Origin of the sequence: Pedobacter gandavensis (genome assembly GCF_032678745.1) — a bacterium.
Classification (GTDB): Bacteria; Bacteroidota; Bacteroidia; order Sphingobacteriales; family Sphingobacteriaceae; genus Pedobacter; species Pedobacter gandavensis_C.
Window position 1 is genome coordinate 780,832 of the sequence record NZ_JAVTST010000001.1, and the last position, 17,315, is coordinate 798,146.

Here is a 17,315-nt window from a genome sequence, read left to right on the forward strand (position 1 = left end):
AGGATTATATTATTGACTAAATAGCTATAGCTTTTTCGATTCTAATGTAACAATAGTGAAATTCTATTATGGGAGGTACTTGCTTATTTTAAATATTTTACCCTACTTTATTAATTATTAACCTCTTAAAAACCAAATCATGGCAAACATCATTGAGTTATTGAAAAAATATCTCCCAAAAGACAACATGCCCGAAATCCTGTACGACTCGCCAGAAACGAATGAGGAATACAATCTTAAAAGGCAAATTTTCAACACCTATTATCAATTCCGTCCCACAGCAATGGTATTTTGCGAAAACACCAGACAAGTATCGGACGTGATGAAAATTGTAAATAAGGACTATAAAGGAGTTTTGAGAGTCCGTTCCGGTGGTCATGACCATGAAGGCGAATGCTCAGGTACGGATGCCCTTGTGATAGACCTATCTGGTATGAAGACTGTCAACATCCAGGCGGCAAAAAACTACGCAAGTATAGGACCTGGGATCGAGTTTCTGGACCTGATTAAGGCAATGAATGCAAAGAATGTAGGCCTGCCACATGGTACCTGCTTCTCGGTACGCATCGCTGGATTTACCTTCGGTGGTGGCTGGGGCCCCTGGACACGCCAAAAAGGTATGGGTTGCGAAAGCCTTGCCGGGGTGACTATTGTTCTTGGCGATGGCTCCTACAGAACCATTATAGACAATAAATTGATTCGGGAATATGATGGTAAACCTGTAAAAGACCTGAATGAAGAAGATCGTAAGCTCTTATGGGCATTGCGCGGCGGCGGAGGCATGAGTTACGGTATAGTTACCGAACTTATTTATAAAACCTTCACACTACCGGATTTCACCACTAAGTTTACGGTTTCATGGGAGCCAAAACCCGGTAGAATTATTCCGCCAGCAACTGTGATTCTAAAACGTTGGGAAGAACTTATTGCCTATGATAAAAATAAGGACTTATTGGGGACCAACCTCAAGGTGGTGGCCAAACACAAAGATGATACAGATAAAACCCCAATAGACAAATCCCTGCACGACTGCTATTTCTATGGTTATTACATGGGCAGTAAAGCGCAATTCAAAAACAAATACGATTTCGAAAACAATTTAAGAAAAATCATAACTACTGAGTGGTTCCCTGCTCAACAATATGGCCAGTACAACATCAAATTTGAAGATAGTATAGAGGCTGCATTGTCCAATAACACTGGCGATGGTGCATCGGCTAAGCTGACAGCAGTTCCTGATCTGAACAGACGTGCATGGAGTACTTTTTCTGCATGGGACAGGATTGTGAAATGGGATACGGATGCAAATAAAAGCGCCCTCCTTGAAGGCATTTACCAAACTTCTGCACTGCCAAAGCATTTTGAAGCCATTCCTCCTGAAATGGACTACCCCGCTCCCCATAAAATTACCTCAAGATTTGCCAGGGCAACTACCGACGGTCTATTGGCCGAAGCACGTAGAAGGAAATTGATTGAAAGCCTGGAATCTAATCTTTTATATGAAAAAGGAACAGCACAAGGCCTTAGTGCCTATTTTACGCTAGGTGCCATCTCTGGTGAATATTATGAAAATTACGATTACAATGGTATCCGCTTTCCGCAAGGGAGTGCTTTTGCTTATAAACAATGTTCCTATACCGTGCAGTATCAGGTTTGGTGGGACAACGAGCAAATTAATCCATTGGTGCAGCCTTATGTAAACCGTGCGATTGACTGGTTAGAGGTTTGTCGTAATTACGATATTCCAGGCACATATGGAGCCTTCATCAGTTTTAAAGATGATAGCATTCCTACCAGAGTTTACTTTCAGGACAGTTATGATCGACTGAAAGAAATCAAAGATTCCTATAGTAAGGACCCGAATAATATGTTCAGTAGTCGTAAAACAATCATCTAATCAACAAAGCTTTATGATTATAAAAGCCAAATGCTCATCGAAAGATGAGCATTTGGCTTTTCTTACTTTGGTTGCTGCTGAGTGACACAGTGTATCATCCCACCATTTGCATACAAATTCCTTACATCAATCCCCACTACAGTCCGATTAGGATACAGACTTTGAATCAATTTATTGGCTACAGCATCATTAGGGTCATTATAATTAGGCACCAACACGTTTTTATTTCCGATATAGTAATTGACATAAGAGCCTTTGTAATCCAATTTTTTGCCATAAGCTGTTTCTACATTATTTTGCGTCAAAGGCAGTTTCAGAATGCGGTATGCCTGTCCGTTTTTATTCGTAGCGGCATAAAGCGTGGTAATGTCTTCTTCGGGAACCTGCCAATCCAGCAAATCATCATGATTCATAGTCACCAGTGTCTCCGAGTTGCCAAATCTTGCAAATCCATCAATATGCATATCGGTGATTTCCAAACCCGCCTTTCCTTTTAGCCAGATAAATTTAGTCACTCCCAGGTATTTAGTAAAAATAGCTTCTGCCTGTGCCTGTGTCATCCCAGGGTTTCGATTTTTGTTAAGGATGGCACTTTTAGTAGCCAATAAGGCGCCTTGTCCGTCAATTTCAACCGCCCCACCCTCATTTACCATCAGCTCATCCAGGTCAACTTTTGGAATGTTCTGATCTTTTGCAATTTTGGAAGGGATCAGGTTACAGTTTTGATAATCGGCTTTATTTCCCCAACCATTAAAACCCCAATCTTCTATCACTATTTGTCCGGTATTGTCTTTTACATAGATGGGACCATTATCTCTTACCCATACATCATCTGTTGGAGCAATTTTAAAATCCACATTAGTAAGCGGGACACCAGCCTTAGAAAGTAAGCCAATAATTCTGCTCTTTTCTGTTTCATCATAGGCAATAATGTGCGCTTTTTCACCTGCAACAATCGCTGCGGTCATCTTTACCCATGTGGCATCTAAGCGATTGCGGTAGGTTACTCCATATTGATACTCATGAGGCCACTGAAGCCAGGTACCTTCATGTGGCGCCGATTCCTCCGGCATGGTATACAGTATAGCTGTATCCGTTGGTTGAACGTTTTCTTCCATTTTCTGACAAGAAAAAATAGTTAATAAGGGGATCATTAAGAATAGCATTTTGTTCATCATTTTATTTTAGATAGTCGTTTTTTTTTTACAAAGAACGCGCTATCCAGATTAGCAATGTTGTCCAAAATTGACAACTGTTATTTTTTTATGGGAACCAGGATCTCTGTGAGATAATCGGCTGGATGCTCCGTATTAAATTCATTTTTCACATAATGTTCTATCATTGGAGAACTATCAAATTCCAGCACTGGATTAAAAAGCCAATCCTTATAAATTCTTCTATAAGTATCTTCAATTGAATTAAAACTCCCTTTATGGAGGTATTTAGCGTACTTACCACCAAATATATTAGTCGAGAAATATCCTTTTTTCGAAGGTTCTTTATCTATACATGCTTCATAACGGCATTTCAGCTTATCCGTAATGAGTGGTTGGTCGACGATGATTCCATAATATTCGGTACTCAGATCTGTTTCAAAAGTCTCATCAACTTTCTCCCATAACAACTCTATTTCAGCAGTATTATAATCTGCCGTTTGGAGTCCGATGTAATATACTTTGACTGCTTTTAAAAAGACCAGTTCACAAATGATCGGATTTCCATCAGGCCCATAACTGTTGATGAAACTTTCAAAAACTGCGGCTTTTTCCTTCCTGGCCTGAATTGCTGAAATATTAAACTGCTTTTTAAATGATTTGGAAAAGGCCTGTAAACTATCAAAACCTACCGAATAAGAGATATCGGTAATCGAATCACGGGTATATATTAGCTTTTTATACCCGTTTTCAAGTTTCAGTCTCTTTTGAAACGCACCTAATGATTCCTTGAAGACATTCTTAAACACCCGTTGGATATTTCTATAGGAATAATTTGACAGCTGCTCCAGTTTTTCAATGGAAAGCTCCTGATCATAATTCTCTTCTATGTATTTAATAATGTGTTGAATTCTTTCTAAGGCCATACCAGATAATCTGCGCTTAATCAGTATCTATTTTATTCCACATCGCATTTGATGTAGAGATACGGGCGATAGTTGCAAGCTTTTGATGGACAACATATCCTGGAACAAAGATGTTTTAATTTGCGATAAAACAACCTTTATTCCATCATTTTTGGATTACTTAGATAAATGATTCTTTTAATACATATTTATTTCAGGAAGGTTTTCCTGGTAAATGTTCCAGTTTCTCTTTTAAAGCATGGTATTCAGCTGCGAGTGTTCTAAAAGCCTTGGTACCAATAACTCCCGGCTCAAGGCCAGTTCTCTTTTTCAAATAATCTGCAGCCACCAGATCAAAACGGGCTTTAAAAGCCTTGTACTTCTCTTTTTCAGCTATTTCAGCCCTGCTTTCTTCCTGGCCATTCAGGTTCCCTACATAAGCACTGTCGGAAATCATTTTTTCATTGGCAGATTTAAAACAGACATAAATTTCCATTTGTTCTTTTAGCAGTGATTCTTCATAAAGCGGAATAAAACAGCTTCCATCACTCCTTTTAGAGGCATTCAGATAACTACTTGCCCGTTTATGACTGGGATGGCTAATCGCGACCATTAGGATATCATCATTAGCACCATTCCTAAAACTTTCCGGATTCCAGCTTAAACTAATGCCTTCCTCCATTTTGCTGATTTTAAAATCCTCAGCCATTTCGAGCGCTCCATTACTTAGGATTACTTTGGTATAATCTACTTTAATATCAGGGTATTCGCCCATTAAGGCATGTTTCTTATTATAGGAAGTAGCCAGATTATGAGGATTTCTAACGGTTCCTTCTGCTTCCAGCTTGAAGCTGACATTGATAAAATCAGCCAATGGTGTCACCAAATCCATGGTCACAGACATCGCCTGACGGTTAGACTTTTGTTTTAAACTTGGTTTTCCAGGTCGGCCAATAAGGCGGCAGACCGGTTGGCCATTTAACATATAGAATACTACAGTTCCTATTTTCCCGGAAGGGTGGCCATAAGGGCCTACAGTACATTTTGCCATAATTGAGAGGTTAATTCGTCTGTATTGACTAATACCAAGATAGTATTAAATAAGTACATCCTCCATACCTCGTATATACCACATCCGTATTTTTAAGTAACATTTATGTTGATTTACAATGTGTTACATCTAGGTTGATTATGCAATTTGACCTCTAATGGCCCTAGCAACCTCCTGTAAAAATACAATCAAAAATTACAAACCTGGGTTGTTCATAGGGAGATGATTGGGACATGAACAGGTAATGGGCTATAGGAGATCAATAGTTAAATAGCCTTTCAGCATAACTGAAAGGCTATTTAACTTGCTATTTGATTTTGATACTCAAACCTTTGATGGTCTGCCAGCCTTCTTTATCGGTCAGCCTGATCATAAAATGATGATCTCCAGGGTCTATATCTGCAGGAACCTCAATTTCTGCACTGACCTGATGCGATTTCAATCCTGGAGGAATTGCGATATTCCTAATTAGCAAAAAGGGTTTTACCGCCTGTTTAACTGGGGCCATATCGCATTCTTCTAATTCCGTACTATGGGTATGGTGGTCAAAATTATGGTGAATATCGATGCTTAAGGAACCCAATTGTGCATTGTCGCTGATTAAAGCTTTAAACAGGAACTTCTCTCCTCTTTTTACTACGCTACACTGCTTTGGAAAAGCATCTGCCAGTTCCGTATTGATCTCCGGATAGGTGGTATCTATAGGCTCCGACTTGTCTTTACTGCAATTGCTCAATGCGATGCTTAGCAATAAAGCAATTACTAATATATTTAGCTTCTTCATTTTATTTATAATCTATCGTGATCGGAATGTTCTTATACACACTTCTGTCGTAGCTCGTGTTTTTATATAGGATAACCAGATTATATTTCCCGGACTCCCAGGTTTTTGCAGCATTGATTAGGTTTGGTGCAGGTTCATTGCCATCCTGACTAGCTCCTATCGTAATTTTTTCTCCACCATATACCCCATTCTGCAGTTTTAGTGTGCTGATTTTTGAGGCAGCAGGAAGGCCTTTATGTTCCACTTTGGAGATCACAATGGCTTTGTTAAAATCAAGTTTATCAATCGATTCAGGATAGTAATTGGCACTTTTCTTAATCAGTAAAGTGTAAAGGATTCCATCGCCCTTGATCTCTGAAATCTGCGCATGAGCGGTCAATTCATCTCCTTTTTTAAAGATCAATTCCGGTTCTACCCAGGTTTCCATGTAATAAATCATGGTCTCATTACGGGAAATCATATCACGGCCAATTTTAGGGTCTACGGGCATATTTGCCGGATCAGAAATGCTGATTTCTTCTTTGATTTCTAGCTTTGTCCCGTTTTCATCCTGCACAATAAATAAGAAATCATATTTACCATCAGGTGCTACCGCAGGAATCGTGAAATGCTTGTGCACATTTGTATTTTTAGTACCAGCGTACTCGATCCAGTCGAACGTTAAGCTCCATTTTGCGGTATAGGTTTCCCCTGGTTTTTGTAGGATTTGAAGCTGTACACTTTTTATTTTGCTCGCTGCAGTGACATCTGCATTAAAATGAAAATCTCTGCCTTTGAGCGCTTGTTTGTTATTGGAAGTGCCAATCTCTATGTTCTCGGCTGTAGGTTTTGCCAGTTCCACACGCTCTTCTTTTTTACATGCCGAAAAGGCAGTAATTAGCAGCAGCGGGATCATCATCATTTTTGCCATTTTAAAAGGCAACAGTCTGTTTTTTATCATTGTATTTGTGTTTAATATGGGTTTCTATTTATTTAATGAGGTTTGAAAAGGGATTTTTAGGGAAAGAATGACGTTCCTGCCTGCTTCTGGTAGACCGATTAAGCGGTAGAAACTGGTATGGTTCAGGTACCTGGTATTCATCAGATTTTGTGCCTGCAGACTGATCTGCAAGGGCTGTTTATGAAGGCGCAATTCCGTGCCCACCTGCAGATTAATCAATCCATAACCGGGTGTTTTCTTTTCAGGTGGAACAATGTTGTTTTGCTTTGCGGTGATTCTGTAATCAATAGAGAAATAAGTCTTTTGAAGCTGCGGAGCAAGCTCCGGCGACCAGGTTAAATTGAACAAGGCTGATGCAGGTGGAGAAAATGGAAGTGTATAGCCTTTCTTCTCTCCGGAAAGTTGACTGGCATGTAAATACTCCCCCAGGAATTCTGTGCTCAGGCTTTTTAGCAACTTTACTTTTAGTTGCAGCTCTCCGCCATAACGAACTACCTTACTTTGGGCATACTGAAAAATCTGATTGCCCGCGCCATAGAAATAATCATGGTCTGGCGTAGGATTTAAGTAAATGTAATTCGGGAAATAATTGTAAAACGGGCTGACTAAAACCGACCAGCGATCTGCTGTCCAGCCCAGACTTAAATCCGCCTGATAAGATTGCTCTGGATTTAGCGTTGGATCACCTTTCTCATAGCTGAAATAATGATAGTTGACGCCATTAGCCCCAAGTTCTTTTGCAATAGGCATCCGGAAACTCTTACCCAGATTGGCCTTCATTGAGAAGTTTTCCAGGTTGTAATTCATTCCGACCGACCAGACTATGCTATGAAAAGACCTGTTCAGATCGGCTGCACGAACCAGCTTTTTTAATCCGGTTTCAGCGGTTCCAGATTCAAACCAATCTGCATATTTAAACATCCGGATATGGCCGTAATCATACCTTAATGCTCCATGTAAAAGCAAATTCTCGTTGATCTTGTATTTATCATAGGCAAAAATACCTGCAGTAAATTGCTTAAAAGCAGGCACTAAAAAGGTCCAGCCATCGATCTGGTTGTTTTGAAATTCGGAATTGAGTCCTATGCTGAGCTGGTGATTACCCAATGCTACCTGATCTTTCAAACTGAAACTGTAGACCTGTTTATCAAATTCCCGTTCCAGATCCGGAGACAGCGATAGATCAGCCGGATATACCGCAGGCATATAACCATGATTTACATACTGACTAAACTCTTGTCGGAAGTTGCGTTGATAGCCCAGATCCATTGCAAAATGATGTGCATTGACCCGGTATTCCGTTCTGTTGATCAGCTTCAGGTGATTCACCTCCTGACTAGGCATTAAAATATCCCTGCTGGAAGCATCATGCATTTCTGTATCTACATTCCTGGGTTCCAGACCATGTGCATTTGCGAAGAAACCACTCTTGCTGTACACATTGCTGAAAGAAAACAGGGACCTGAACTTTTCTCCAACATAACCTGTACTAAAATGAAGCGCCCTTTCCCGACCGGCAGTATTGCGCAATTCTCGATTGTGCAGTTTAACCGCATAGTCGTATACAAAAATCGTGTCGGCAGGAACTCGGTAATCCCCATAATTCTGATAAGTGAATCTGGAGTCAAAAAACCAGTTTTCCTTTCGACCGTAAAGATTTACTGAACTTCCGTATTGCTGGTTATTGCTCTTGCCCAGTAAATTGACAGATCCCGCTAAGGTATGTTTCTGGGGTATCGGTTGCGCTTTTACATTGATCACCCCTGCAATTGCATCGGAGCCATACATAAAAGAGGCAGCACCTTTAACCAATTCAACTTCGCCAGCTGCAAACTGATCCAGTTCTAATCCATGATCGGCGCCCCATTGTTGACCTTCGTGCTTCAATCCCTGATCCACTACCACCACCCGGTTGAAACCTAGTCCACGGATCAGTGGTTTAGATTGTCCGGAGCCAATGCCAATGGTTTTAATTCCGGGCAGGCGCTCCAGGGTTTTCATTAAACTTCCAGCCAGGTTGCGCTGGATGAAATCGCTGTTCACAATTTCGACATTTAAAGGGTCCTCTTCCTTACGCAATTGTAACCTACGGTCTTTGATCTGGACTTCTTTAAGTTGTTTTACTGCTGGTTTTTGTGGTTTTGCTTTGGTACTGGTACTATCTGGAACTGGAACCTGGCTCTGGGCAAAAACAGAGGGACAGCAAATTAAAAGGCAAAAAAATAGCCTATAGCATCTCTTCATTCAATTGAAAATATTGGAAATCATAGGACATGAATCTGCAATAGCTGCTCATAAACGGCCTGCATCCATTCGTCGTCCTGGTTAAGAAAAATTCAGATAAAAAATGGCCGCCGGGGAAAGCGGCCAGAAAATTAGGAGATATAGGGAGGTCCTTTGTTCGTAAATCCTTGGAGCGTGATGTTATAGTTCCCGGTATATAGCAGGGTTCTAATCGTAATTGCTTTAGGGAAAAGCACAGGTAAAAGGAACTGTTGCTCTAAGAATATTTGTTTGCCCTGGATATGATGGAAATAGTCGCAGACCGAACATTTGTCGGAAAGCTGTACAGACTCCTTTTCTACAGATTGTTCCTGAAGACTTTTCTCAGTTGCCTGATGCACATGAATCAGCTGTGCTGCAGTAATGAATGAGAACAACAATACCAGCAACAGAGATATTCCCTGCTTTAATTTAATCCGGATATGTTTTTTACTTCTCTTCACAACTGCATCAAAGTTGCATTAATATTTTGCAATAAACAAAATTAATGCAACAAAGTTGCTAAATAATAGAAATGGGTCAAAGCAATGATGGCACCAAATACTTTGTATAAGGTGCCATCATGGGTTAATAAAGTCCTAGTTCTGCCAATGCAGCGTTTTGTGTTCCATCCCAGGAAGATTTAGCGATGATCTTGAAGTATCGGAATGTTTTTGGGGAATCAAAGGCAAAATACTGGGTGCCACTCCCATTTGCAGCTTCTTTATTCCCTAAGCTGGTATAGCTCACATTATCGGAACTGATTAAAATTTCGAAATCTTTAATTGCCCTGTTCGCACCTTCACGCTGTGTAAGCGATAAGCCACCACTTACTGTTTTTGAACTGCCCAGATCTATGCTTAAATGATGGGGATATACCGCTGCATTTGAAGACCATCTGGAATGCCAGAAAGTAAGGACTGAGCCATCAATCACATCGGCAGCTCTATTAGCAGCTGCAACTTCTTCAGAACTGAAATCCACAACTGACCAGCCTGTTTTAGGTAACTCTACTCTGGTACTGAAATCAATCACCGGCAAATTGTTGACAAACTTATAAGAATAACTTCTCACCGTAAATGTGCCATTGGTATGGATGAGGTAGATTTTCAGTTCATACACCTCATTACTGCGGTACTTAAACTCCATAACCGGCATTTCGATACTAAAGCTATTTCCATTGGGCTTTACTGCAAAAGAAAGCGCATTGTAATCCTTATTGGTACCAACGCCTTCATTGTTTACATTCGGGTCGTTCAGAATCCCGATATTACTCACCGGGACATTGGTATTGAACTTTCCTGACAAAGCAATCACTCCTTTTGCAGCATCATAACTTCCGTTAATCTCTGTTAAGCTTGCATTGACTGCGCCATAGTAAGTGTTTTTGTTCTTATTCATCACCTGGCACTCATTCAATAAGGCGCAATCAAATGGAGTCAGGAAAGTTGGGCTTACGCCCATAGAGTAATTACCGTTAAACATCAAGCCCGTTCCTTTGTTTGGATCCGCAAACTCAGTTTGCGTTTGCATGTCATGGGGCAGGTTTAGCGCATGGCCAAGTTCATGTAACAATCCTCCATAATACAGTCTGAACCATTTTCCTTTATCGGTTTTATCAGACATATTTTTGAGTTCCTGATCCTCATAATCCAATACGAAACAAGTTCTTTCAGTGCCAAAAGTACTGCCGTAATATGGTGGACCTGTAGGTTCGCCAGTTGGCTTAAAGGCATATCTTGGAATGATCAGCAGGTAATGGTTGCTGGACTTTTCCTCTGGGTGTGCCTTGAAATAGGCATCAATCTCCGCCCATGCTACGGTATTTCCACCACTACTCGGATACTCCGCATAGTTTTTAGTCCCATAAATAGTAGTAATCCTCACCTTTTTTCTGGCGGCATCGGTAAACATGCCAAAGGTTTTATCATAACCATAAACGGCCATTTTTTCCTTGTACCAATCCTGTCCCCAAACCATCAGTTCAGATAAACGCTCTTGGTATCCTTTAAGCGTATCCAGGTCTTTCGGTACAAAATAAACGATATTTAGATTGTAATTATGCTCGCTTTTATTGACCTCCATATTCGTCCCCGAGATTCGGGTATTCGGTTTTGGAGGAGCTACTACGCCTGGAAGCACAGGATCAACTTCATGGGTATTCCCTTTTTTGCAATTCAGTAAAAATACTGCTGTAATGCAGATTAAAAATATTCTTTTCATTTGACTTTAATATCGATAAACGTTAAGCTCAGCCAGATGTGTAGATGTAGTGGCTACACTGGCTGCTTTAACAGCGGTAATTTTAAGGTGTTTCCAATAACCTGGTGTTACCGGATAAGATTGAGCTGCTTTATTCAGGGGATCAAAGATCAACCCTGTCCCAAGGATGGTCCAGGTATTCCCATCCAGGCTAGCTTCTAAATTGAATTCTGTAAAACCAGAATTGATGTTTTGTCTGGCCAGCAGTTCTATTCTGGTCACATACAATTCCTTTTGCATATTGATGCTCAGCGAGTGTGGGAAAACCGGTGCTGGCGACTGCCATTTGGAATGCCAGTAGGTCGCGTTATTGCCGTCTATAGCGAAGCTTGCTTTACCGTTTGCAGTACCCTCACCTATCAGTTCTTCAGAAGAAGCGGTAGCAGTCCAGCCGATTTTATCAGCCAGGATCTCCGCTAATTTAGGTGCAATCAAAAAGATCGTTTTATTCGCTCCGATCTTGTAACCATCGGCGTTAGTAATGCTGATGGGCAAGAGGTAATCTAGGGTTGGATTAAACTTTTTCGAAAAATAGCTCAGCTTGATCAGTTCCGAATTTACTTTCCCCGAAGGGATGGTACTACTGGATGCAGAAAGCTGATAGGCATCCGTCGGAAATTTCTGATAAGCAGTCAATCCCATTTTTACACGCTGCAGGTTTAAACTGTCGAAGGCTTTATCGTCTACCGCATAGCTTACCTTAATGTTCTTTGCCGGTAAGCCCAATGCACCAAATGCAGCCGCAAATTCAACTGTTCTGGCTTCATCCTGATAAGGGAAAATGGTTAAATTTTGGTTATTGCCCGTAAACCGGGTGATGGTTACCACCGCCCCTTCTTTGGAATCCGTTAACTCTTCATATGGTTTTGCAATCTTCTTGCAAGCCATCATCGTGGATAGTCCCAGCACTGCCAGTCCAGCCATTTTTAGTATGCTTTTCATTCTTTTGAAAATTATCTTTAGTATCCTGGAAATTGAACCAATTGTTTATTTCTATCCATTTCATCCTGAGGATAAGGGAAGAAATAATATTTACGCTGCCATAATGCGCGACTGAAAGCGATCTTTCTTTGGTGAAAAGCTGGATCTGATAAGGTAGTACCTGCATCGATATTCATTCCGGTATACGCTCCACCTTGTATAAATCCTTCCTCCTGTGGCACTTTCCACCTTCTCACATCAAAGAATCTGGCACCATTTTCCATACAAAGCTCTATCCTGCGCTCTCTTCTGATCTGGGCTCTTAAGTCCGACTGGCTTCCTCCTGTTAAAGCAGGAATACCACCACGGGTACGAACTGCGTTTAAGTATTTCAGGACATCAGTATTTCCTGGATCACTTTCATTTAAAGCTTCTGCATAAACCAGGTATAATTCTGCCAAACGGATCAGCATGGCTGGTCTGGCTACATACACATAAGGGCTAAAGCTGAAAGTAGGGTGTATATTTTTTCTGGAAGTATAGCCTGTTTTTGGCCAGTTACGTGTTTCCCCGGCTTTACCTGAATTTCCGGTTAAAAAGAATTCTACACGGGCATTGTTGGCGCCGGCTTTTGGAACCGCAGGCGTTACCGAACCATTGAAAGTCACATCTACATAAAAGCGGGGTTCACGGTTGGTGTACATCGTATTGGTACCAGCCACATAATAGGCATTTGCAATATTGGTATAAGTGTTCTCATTGTATCCAGTGCCACCGATTTCAGTTCCATCTTTCATTCTGAAATCATCTACAAGTTCCTGAACCAGGGCCACTCCATTCCATGCCGTTCCTTGTGAAGAACGTGGTGCCGCGCTGTACTCATACGGACCTGAGCTATTGGTTACCCTTAACCAAAGACCTTCGTCTTTCCAGCCGTCCCAATACAAATTTCGGCAGGATAAAAACGCCGCTCTGAAGGGATCTGCATCATTAACTTTGAATAATTTTTTACCATTTGCTTCCGCGATATCAATGGCAGCTTTAGCGGCGTTGGCTGCTTTCCCCCATCTGCTTGCATCGTAGGTCTGATTAAATAACTGCTTGCCATCCAGATTTTTAAAATCTCCCAGCTCTACATTTCCATTATAAAGCGGACTGGCATGAAACAATAAGACTTGTGCCTGAATTGCAGATACAACAATCTGGTTGATGCGACCTGTTCTGGCTGGATCTACTTCGCTGGTACCTACGGTAAAGTTATTGGCTGGCAGCCTTTGTTTTGCCTCCTCCATTTCTTTGATGACAAAGGCTACACATTCATCCCAGGAGCTTCTCGGGATCTGGTAATCATCTGTAGGTGCGCCTGATTTGGTTGGTGCCAATTCTATTGGACCGTATAGTTTCATCAGTACCCAATGGTAATAGGCCCTTAGAAATTGTGCTTCTCCTTTGTAACGGCTGATGATTTCCGCGCCATTATTAAGGGCCAGGATCTCCTGGTTTTTATCAATGTTTTCTAAAAATATAGTGGCCAGTCTGATTTTCTCGTAGTAACCGCTATTGCTGATGCTATAGGACGTTGCTGCTAATGCGCCGCTATTTAGCGGAGGATTCTCCCAATTACTGATATCGGCCTCATCAGTGGTGACGTGCTGCTGTAGTCCGCCTGAAGTTAACCATGGATCTGGTACGGAGCTGTACAATCCAGCCAACCAGCGTTCTGATTGTCCACGGTTCGTAAACACCCCGTCTATGGTAATTAAATTATCTGGTACAGTATCGAAAAAACCTTTTTTACATCCCGTAGGCAATAGTGTTGCTATAGCCAGGGCAAAGAATACATATTTCTTTAAATTCATGATTTCAATTATTGAAAATTAACACGTAAACCAACATTATAAGTGCTGATGTTTGGATAAGTAGCACCACGTCCATCGCCCAATTCCGGATCCCAGAATTTCCACCTGGATAAGGTGAGTAAATTCGTTCCGTTGGTATAAATCCTTACTTTTTTAATCCCTGCTTTTTCAAACAGCTTTGGATTAAAGGTATAGCCAATCTCCGCGCTTTTTAGTCGCAGGTAGTCCGCACGCTGGATCCACCAGGTGCTGGTCAGGTAATTGGTAGTGAGGTCTTGTGTAGTAGATAAACGTGGATAAAATGGACGTGGATTCGGGTTGTCAGGTGTCCACCTGTCCAGCACTTTCACATACATATTGCTATTGGTTGGCCCCTTGGTAAATGGTGTGGTGGCATCGCCGCTGGCATAATTGAAATCCACCTGACCTGCGCCCTGAAAGAACAAAGCGATGTCAAAACCTTTATATCCTCCGGCAAGGTTTAATCCATAAACGATTCTAGGAACTGCGCCATAACCGATCGCAGTCTGGTCATCTCCGTTAATGATGCCATTGCCATCTAAATCTTTGTAGCGGATATCCCCGATCATGGTGTTTCCAGCCTGACTTGCCGCATTGTCTATCTCAGACTGGCTTTGGAACAGCCCTGTGGCAATGTATCCAAAACGTTGTCCGATAGGTTTTCCTACACGGTCGTTGTAAGGATATTTCCACGGTGCATTTCCATCAATGATGTTCAGGTTCTTGTTGTAATTGAATACCCCTCTGAAACTAATAAAACTACGTTCAGCAAAATTCTTGGTATAGCTCAAAGTAGCATCAATTCCTTTGTTACTCACTTCACCTACATTGCTAAATGGTAAATTAGATGGAGTAAAACCAGAATTGTAAGGGATGTTTAAGTTTGGAACCAGGATGTTTTTCCTTTTCTCATTAAACAATTCCACGATCAATTCCAGGTTGTTGTCCAGGAAGTTCAATTCCAGCCCCAGGTTTTGACGGTAAGAATTTTCCCATTGTACATTTCCACCAATACGAGTTTCTGCATAACCAGTAACCGATGAAGGCGTATCCCCAAATCCATAAGTCCCGCCATTGCCAATTGTGGTTAGGTATAAAAATCTTAGGGTTGGGTCTAATAGCGCCGCATTACCAGATACTCCATAAGTGTACCTTAATTTAAAGTGGCTGACAATCTTGCTCAGCGGTTCAAAGAACTTCTCATTGGAAACAATCCAGCCGGCACCAATGGATGGGAAGAATCCGTAACGTTTGTTTGGGATAAAGTTGTCGGAACCAGAGTAAGAAAAGTTTCCCTCCACAAAATAGCGGTCGTTATAGCCGTAAGTTGCCCTTCCTACAAGGTTTCGCTGACGGTAAGGGATGGCACCTTTATAGCCGGCAGCATCCACTCTTGATTGTGCATCGCTAAAATCCGATTGGTTGAATAAAACCAAACCGCCGACTTCTGATTTCCCGAATTTGCGGCTATAATTTAACGCACTTTCTACATACAGTCTTCTATCACCAAAACGGGAAATGGCAAAACTTAAGTCGTTATTTCCTGCAAATGAAATCTCGGTCAGCAGGTTCCCATTGGCATCTCTACCACCATCTCTTGGTTTGTAGGTTTGTAAGGTTCTGCCACGTCTGGTCGCCATGCTGGAATTCACATCATAAGCAAACATTGCAGAAAAGCTTAAGCCCTCCGTGAAAGCTGATAAATCCTGGCTCAGTTTGATATTGGAACGCACTACATTATTAAATGCGCTATATACCCCGGATTGCGTAAGTGCCATATATGGACTAAAACCAGAACCGGCAAGCTGTGGCCACTGCCCATTGCTGTACCGCGTTGGGATGGTATGCGGTGGTGTGCTGGTCGCTAAAGCGAAAAGGTCATTCACCCCATAATTGGGTTCATTGTAACTCGTGATGAAACCGTTGATCCCGAAATCCAGTTTGGTGCTTTTGGTTAGGTTGAGGTTCAGGTTACTGGTAAAATTAAAACGGTCTAACTTCAGTGAAGAGTTGTAAGATTGTACATCATCCGTTTTAAATAGACCTTTTTCTCCATAATATCCGGCAGAAAGGTAATAAGTGGCATTCTCTGAACCGCCACCAACATTTAAGGTGGCCCGCTGACTATGTCCGAAATCATTGAACAATTCATCATACCACTTTACATTAGGATTTAAATCCGGATCTGCGCCACTTATCGACTTGTCTATGGCTTCCTGGGTATATTGAGGCGCTCTGCCCCTCATGGTTAAACCTTCGTTAAAAATGGTCATAAAATCAGGCGCATCCAGGAATTCAGGAAGTGCTGTGAATTTGTTAATGGCCTGATTGAATTCGGCATTCACACTTGGTTTTCCAATCTTTCCTTTCTTGGTATTGATCAGGATCACCCCGTTTGCTCCTCTGGTTCCATAAACCGCAGTTGCTGAAGCATCTTTTAGTACGGTGAAACTCTCGATGTCTTCCGGGTCAATGTTATTGATGCTTCGGTCTGGCACCCCATCTACTACCAATAATGGAGAACGTGGACTAGATCCGAAAGTGGAGATCCCCCTGATGAAAATATCAGATCCATCACTTCCTGGTGCGCCACCCCTTTGATAAGCCACCACTCCGGCCAACCTTCCGGCGATAGCATTGGTTAAATCACGTACCGGAAGTTTCAACTCTTCGGCCTTTAGGGTAGATTGAGAACCTACCAGACTCGCCTTTTTTTGTCGGCCGTAACCCACTACTGCAATCTCGTTCAGGTTTCCTGCTTCTGGTTCCAGTACCACATTGATGTCGACCTGATTCCGAACTGATATAGTGTAAGTTTTATAACCTACAAAAATGAACTCCAGTTCATCGGTAGGTTGAACGTCCAGGCTGTAATAACCTTTGTTGTTTGTTACCGCTCCTTTTGATGTGCCCTTTACTTTCACGGAAACACCGGGCATCGCCATTCCGAGTTCATCTTTTACATAACCTGATACGGTTAAAAACTTAAGGTTTAATCTGTTTGGATGATCCGGGAAGTTCAGTCCGATTTTGCCCAATGGAGCTCCGTAATTTTCGGCATGAACAGCTCCTGTTCCTGCCAATACGGCACCTAATAATAGGTAATAAATTCTCATACGTTTGTTGGTTTTTTTGGTTGTTTGTTTAGTGTTTAGGTTAGTTGGGGCATACGATTTGCCTAGGATGCCTCGATTACCTTTGATAAAGTTAGGCGCAGAAAAAACCAAACAACAGGAAACAAACGTCCAAATCCCTCACA

The 17,315-nt window shown here is 41.6% G+C and carries 12 protein-coding genes; 1 reads left to right on the plus strand and 11 read right to left on the minus strand.

The features are described 5' to 3' along the window. Positions 1 to 139 precede the first annotated feature (139 nt). Complete coding sequence (locus R2S10_RS03065; protein WP_316838969.1) at positions 140 to 1,897, plus strand: FAD-dependent oxidoreductase; 1,758 nt, start codon at positions 140 to 142, stop codon at positions 1,895 to 1,897. A gap of 62 nt (positions 1,898 to 1,959) precedes the next feature. Here R2S10_RS03065 and R2S10_RS03070 read toward each other — a convergent pair whose 3' ends face one another. The 11 genes from R2S10_RS03070 to R2S10_RS03120 form a co-directional block, all read right to left on the minus strand. Beyond that, positions 1,960 to 3,051: an agmatine deiminase family protein gene (locus R2S10_RS03070; protein WP_316838970.1), complete on the minus strand. Its 1,092-nt coding sequence runs from the start codon at positions 3,049 to 3,051 to the stop codon at positions 1,960 to 1,962. A gap of 101 nt (positions 3,052 to 3,152) precedes the next feature. Further along, positions 3,153 to 3,977, minus strand: coding sequence for an AraC family transcriptional regulator (locus R2S10_RS03075; RefSeq protein ID WP_316838971.1), 825 nt, complete (start codon positions 3,975 to 3,977; stop codon positions 3,153 to 3,155). A gap of 193 nt (positions 3,978 to 4,170) precedes the next feature. After that, a complete protein-coding gene (locus R2S10_RS03080; RefSeq protein WP_316838972.1) occupies positions 4,171 to 5,007 on the minus strand; it encodes a DUF6266 family protein in 837 nt (278 codons plus the stop codon). Positions 5,008 to 5,314: 307 nt separating this feature from the next. Further along, positions 5,315 to 5,791 (minus strand): DUF4625 domain-containing protein, encoded by a 477-nt coding sequence (locus tag R2S10_RS03085; protein WP_316838973.1) that lies wholly within the window; start codon positions 5,789 to 5,791, stop codon positions 5,315 to 5,317. Position 5,792: 1 nt separating this feature from the next. Further along, complete coding sequence (locus R2S10_RS03090) at positions 5,793 to 6,731, minus strand: DUF4625 domain-containing protein (RefSeq protein ID WP_316838974.1); 939 nt, start codon at positions 6,729 to 6,731, stop codon at positions 5,793 to 5,795. 24 nt (positions 6,732 to 6,755) lie between these two features. Further along, complete coding sequence (locus R2S10_RS03095) at positions 6,756 to 8,975, minus strand: TonB-dependent receptor (protein WP_316838975.1); 2,220 nt, start codon at positions 8,973 to 8,975, stop codon at positions 6,756 to 6,758. A 131-nt stretch (positions 8,976 to 9,106) separates the two neighbouring features. Then, on the minus strand, positions 9,107 to 9,457 hold the full coding sequence (locus R2S10_RS03100; protein ID WP_316838976.1) for a hypothetical protein: 351 nt from the start codon (positions 9,455 to 9,457) through the stop codon (positions 9,107 to 9,109). 124 nt (positions 9,458 to 9,581) lie between these two features. Then, complete coding sequence (locus R2S10_RS03105; RefSeq protein WP_316838977.1) at positions 9,582 to 11,216, minus strand: discoidin domain-containing protein; 1,635 nt, start codon at positions 11,214 to 11,216, stop codon at positions 9,582 to 9,584. A 6-nt stretch (positions 11,217 to 11,222) separates the two neighbouring features. Further along, entirely contained in the window at positions 11,223 to 12,197 is a 975-nt protein-coding gene (locus R2S10_RS03110; RefSeq protein ID WP_316838978.1) for a BT_3987 domain-containing protein, read from the minus strand. A gap of 17 nt (positions 12,198 to 12,214) precedes the next feature. Further along, a complete protein-coding gene (locus R2S10_RS03115) occupies positions 12,215 to 14,035 on the minus strand; it encodes a RagB/SusD family nutrient uptake outer membrane protein (RefSeq protein ID WP_316838979.1) in 1,821 nt (606 codons plus the stop codon). A gap of 8 nt (positions 14,036 to 14,043) precedes the next feature. Next, positions 14,044 to 17,172: a TonB-dependent receptor gene (locus tag R2S10_RS03120; protein ID WP_316838980.1), complete on the minus strand. Its 3,129-nt coding sequence runs from the start codon at positions 17,170 to 17,172 to the stop codon at positions 14,044 to 14,046. Between the last annotated feature and the right edge of the window lie 143 nt (positions 17,173 to 17,315).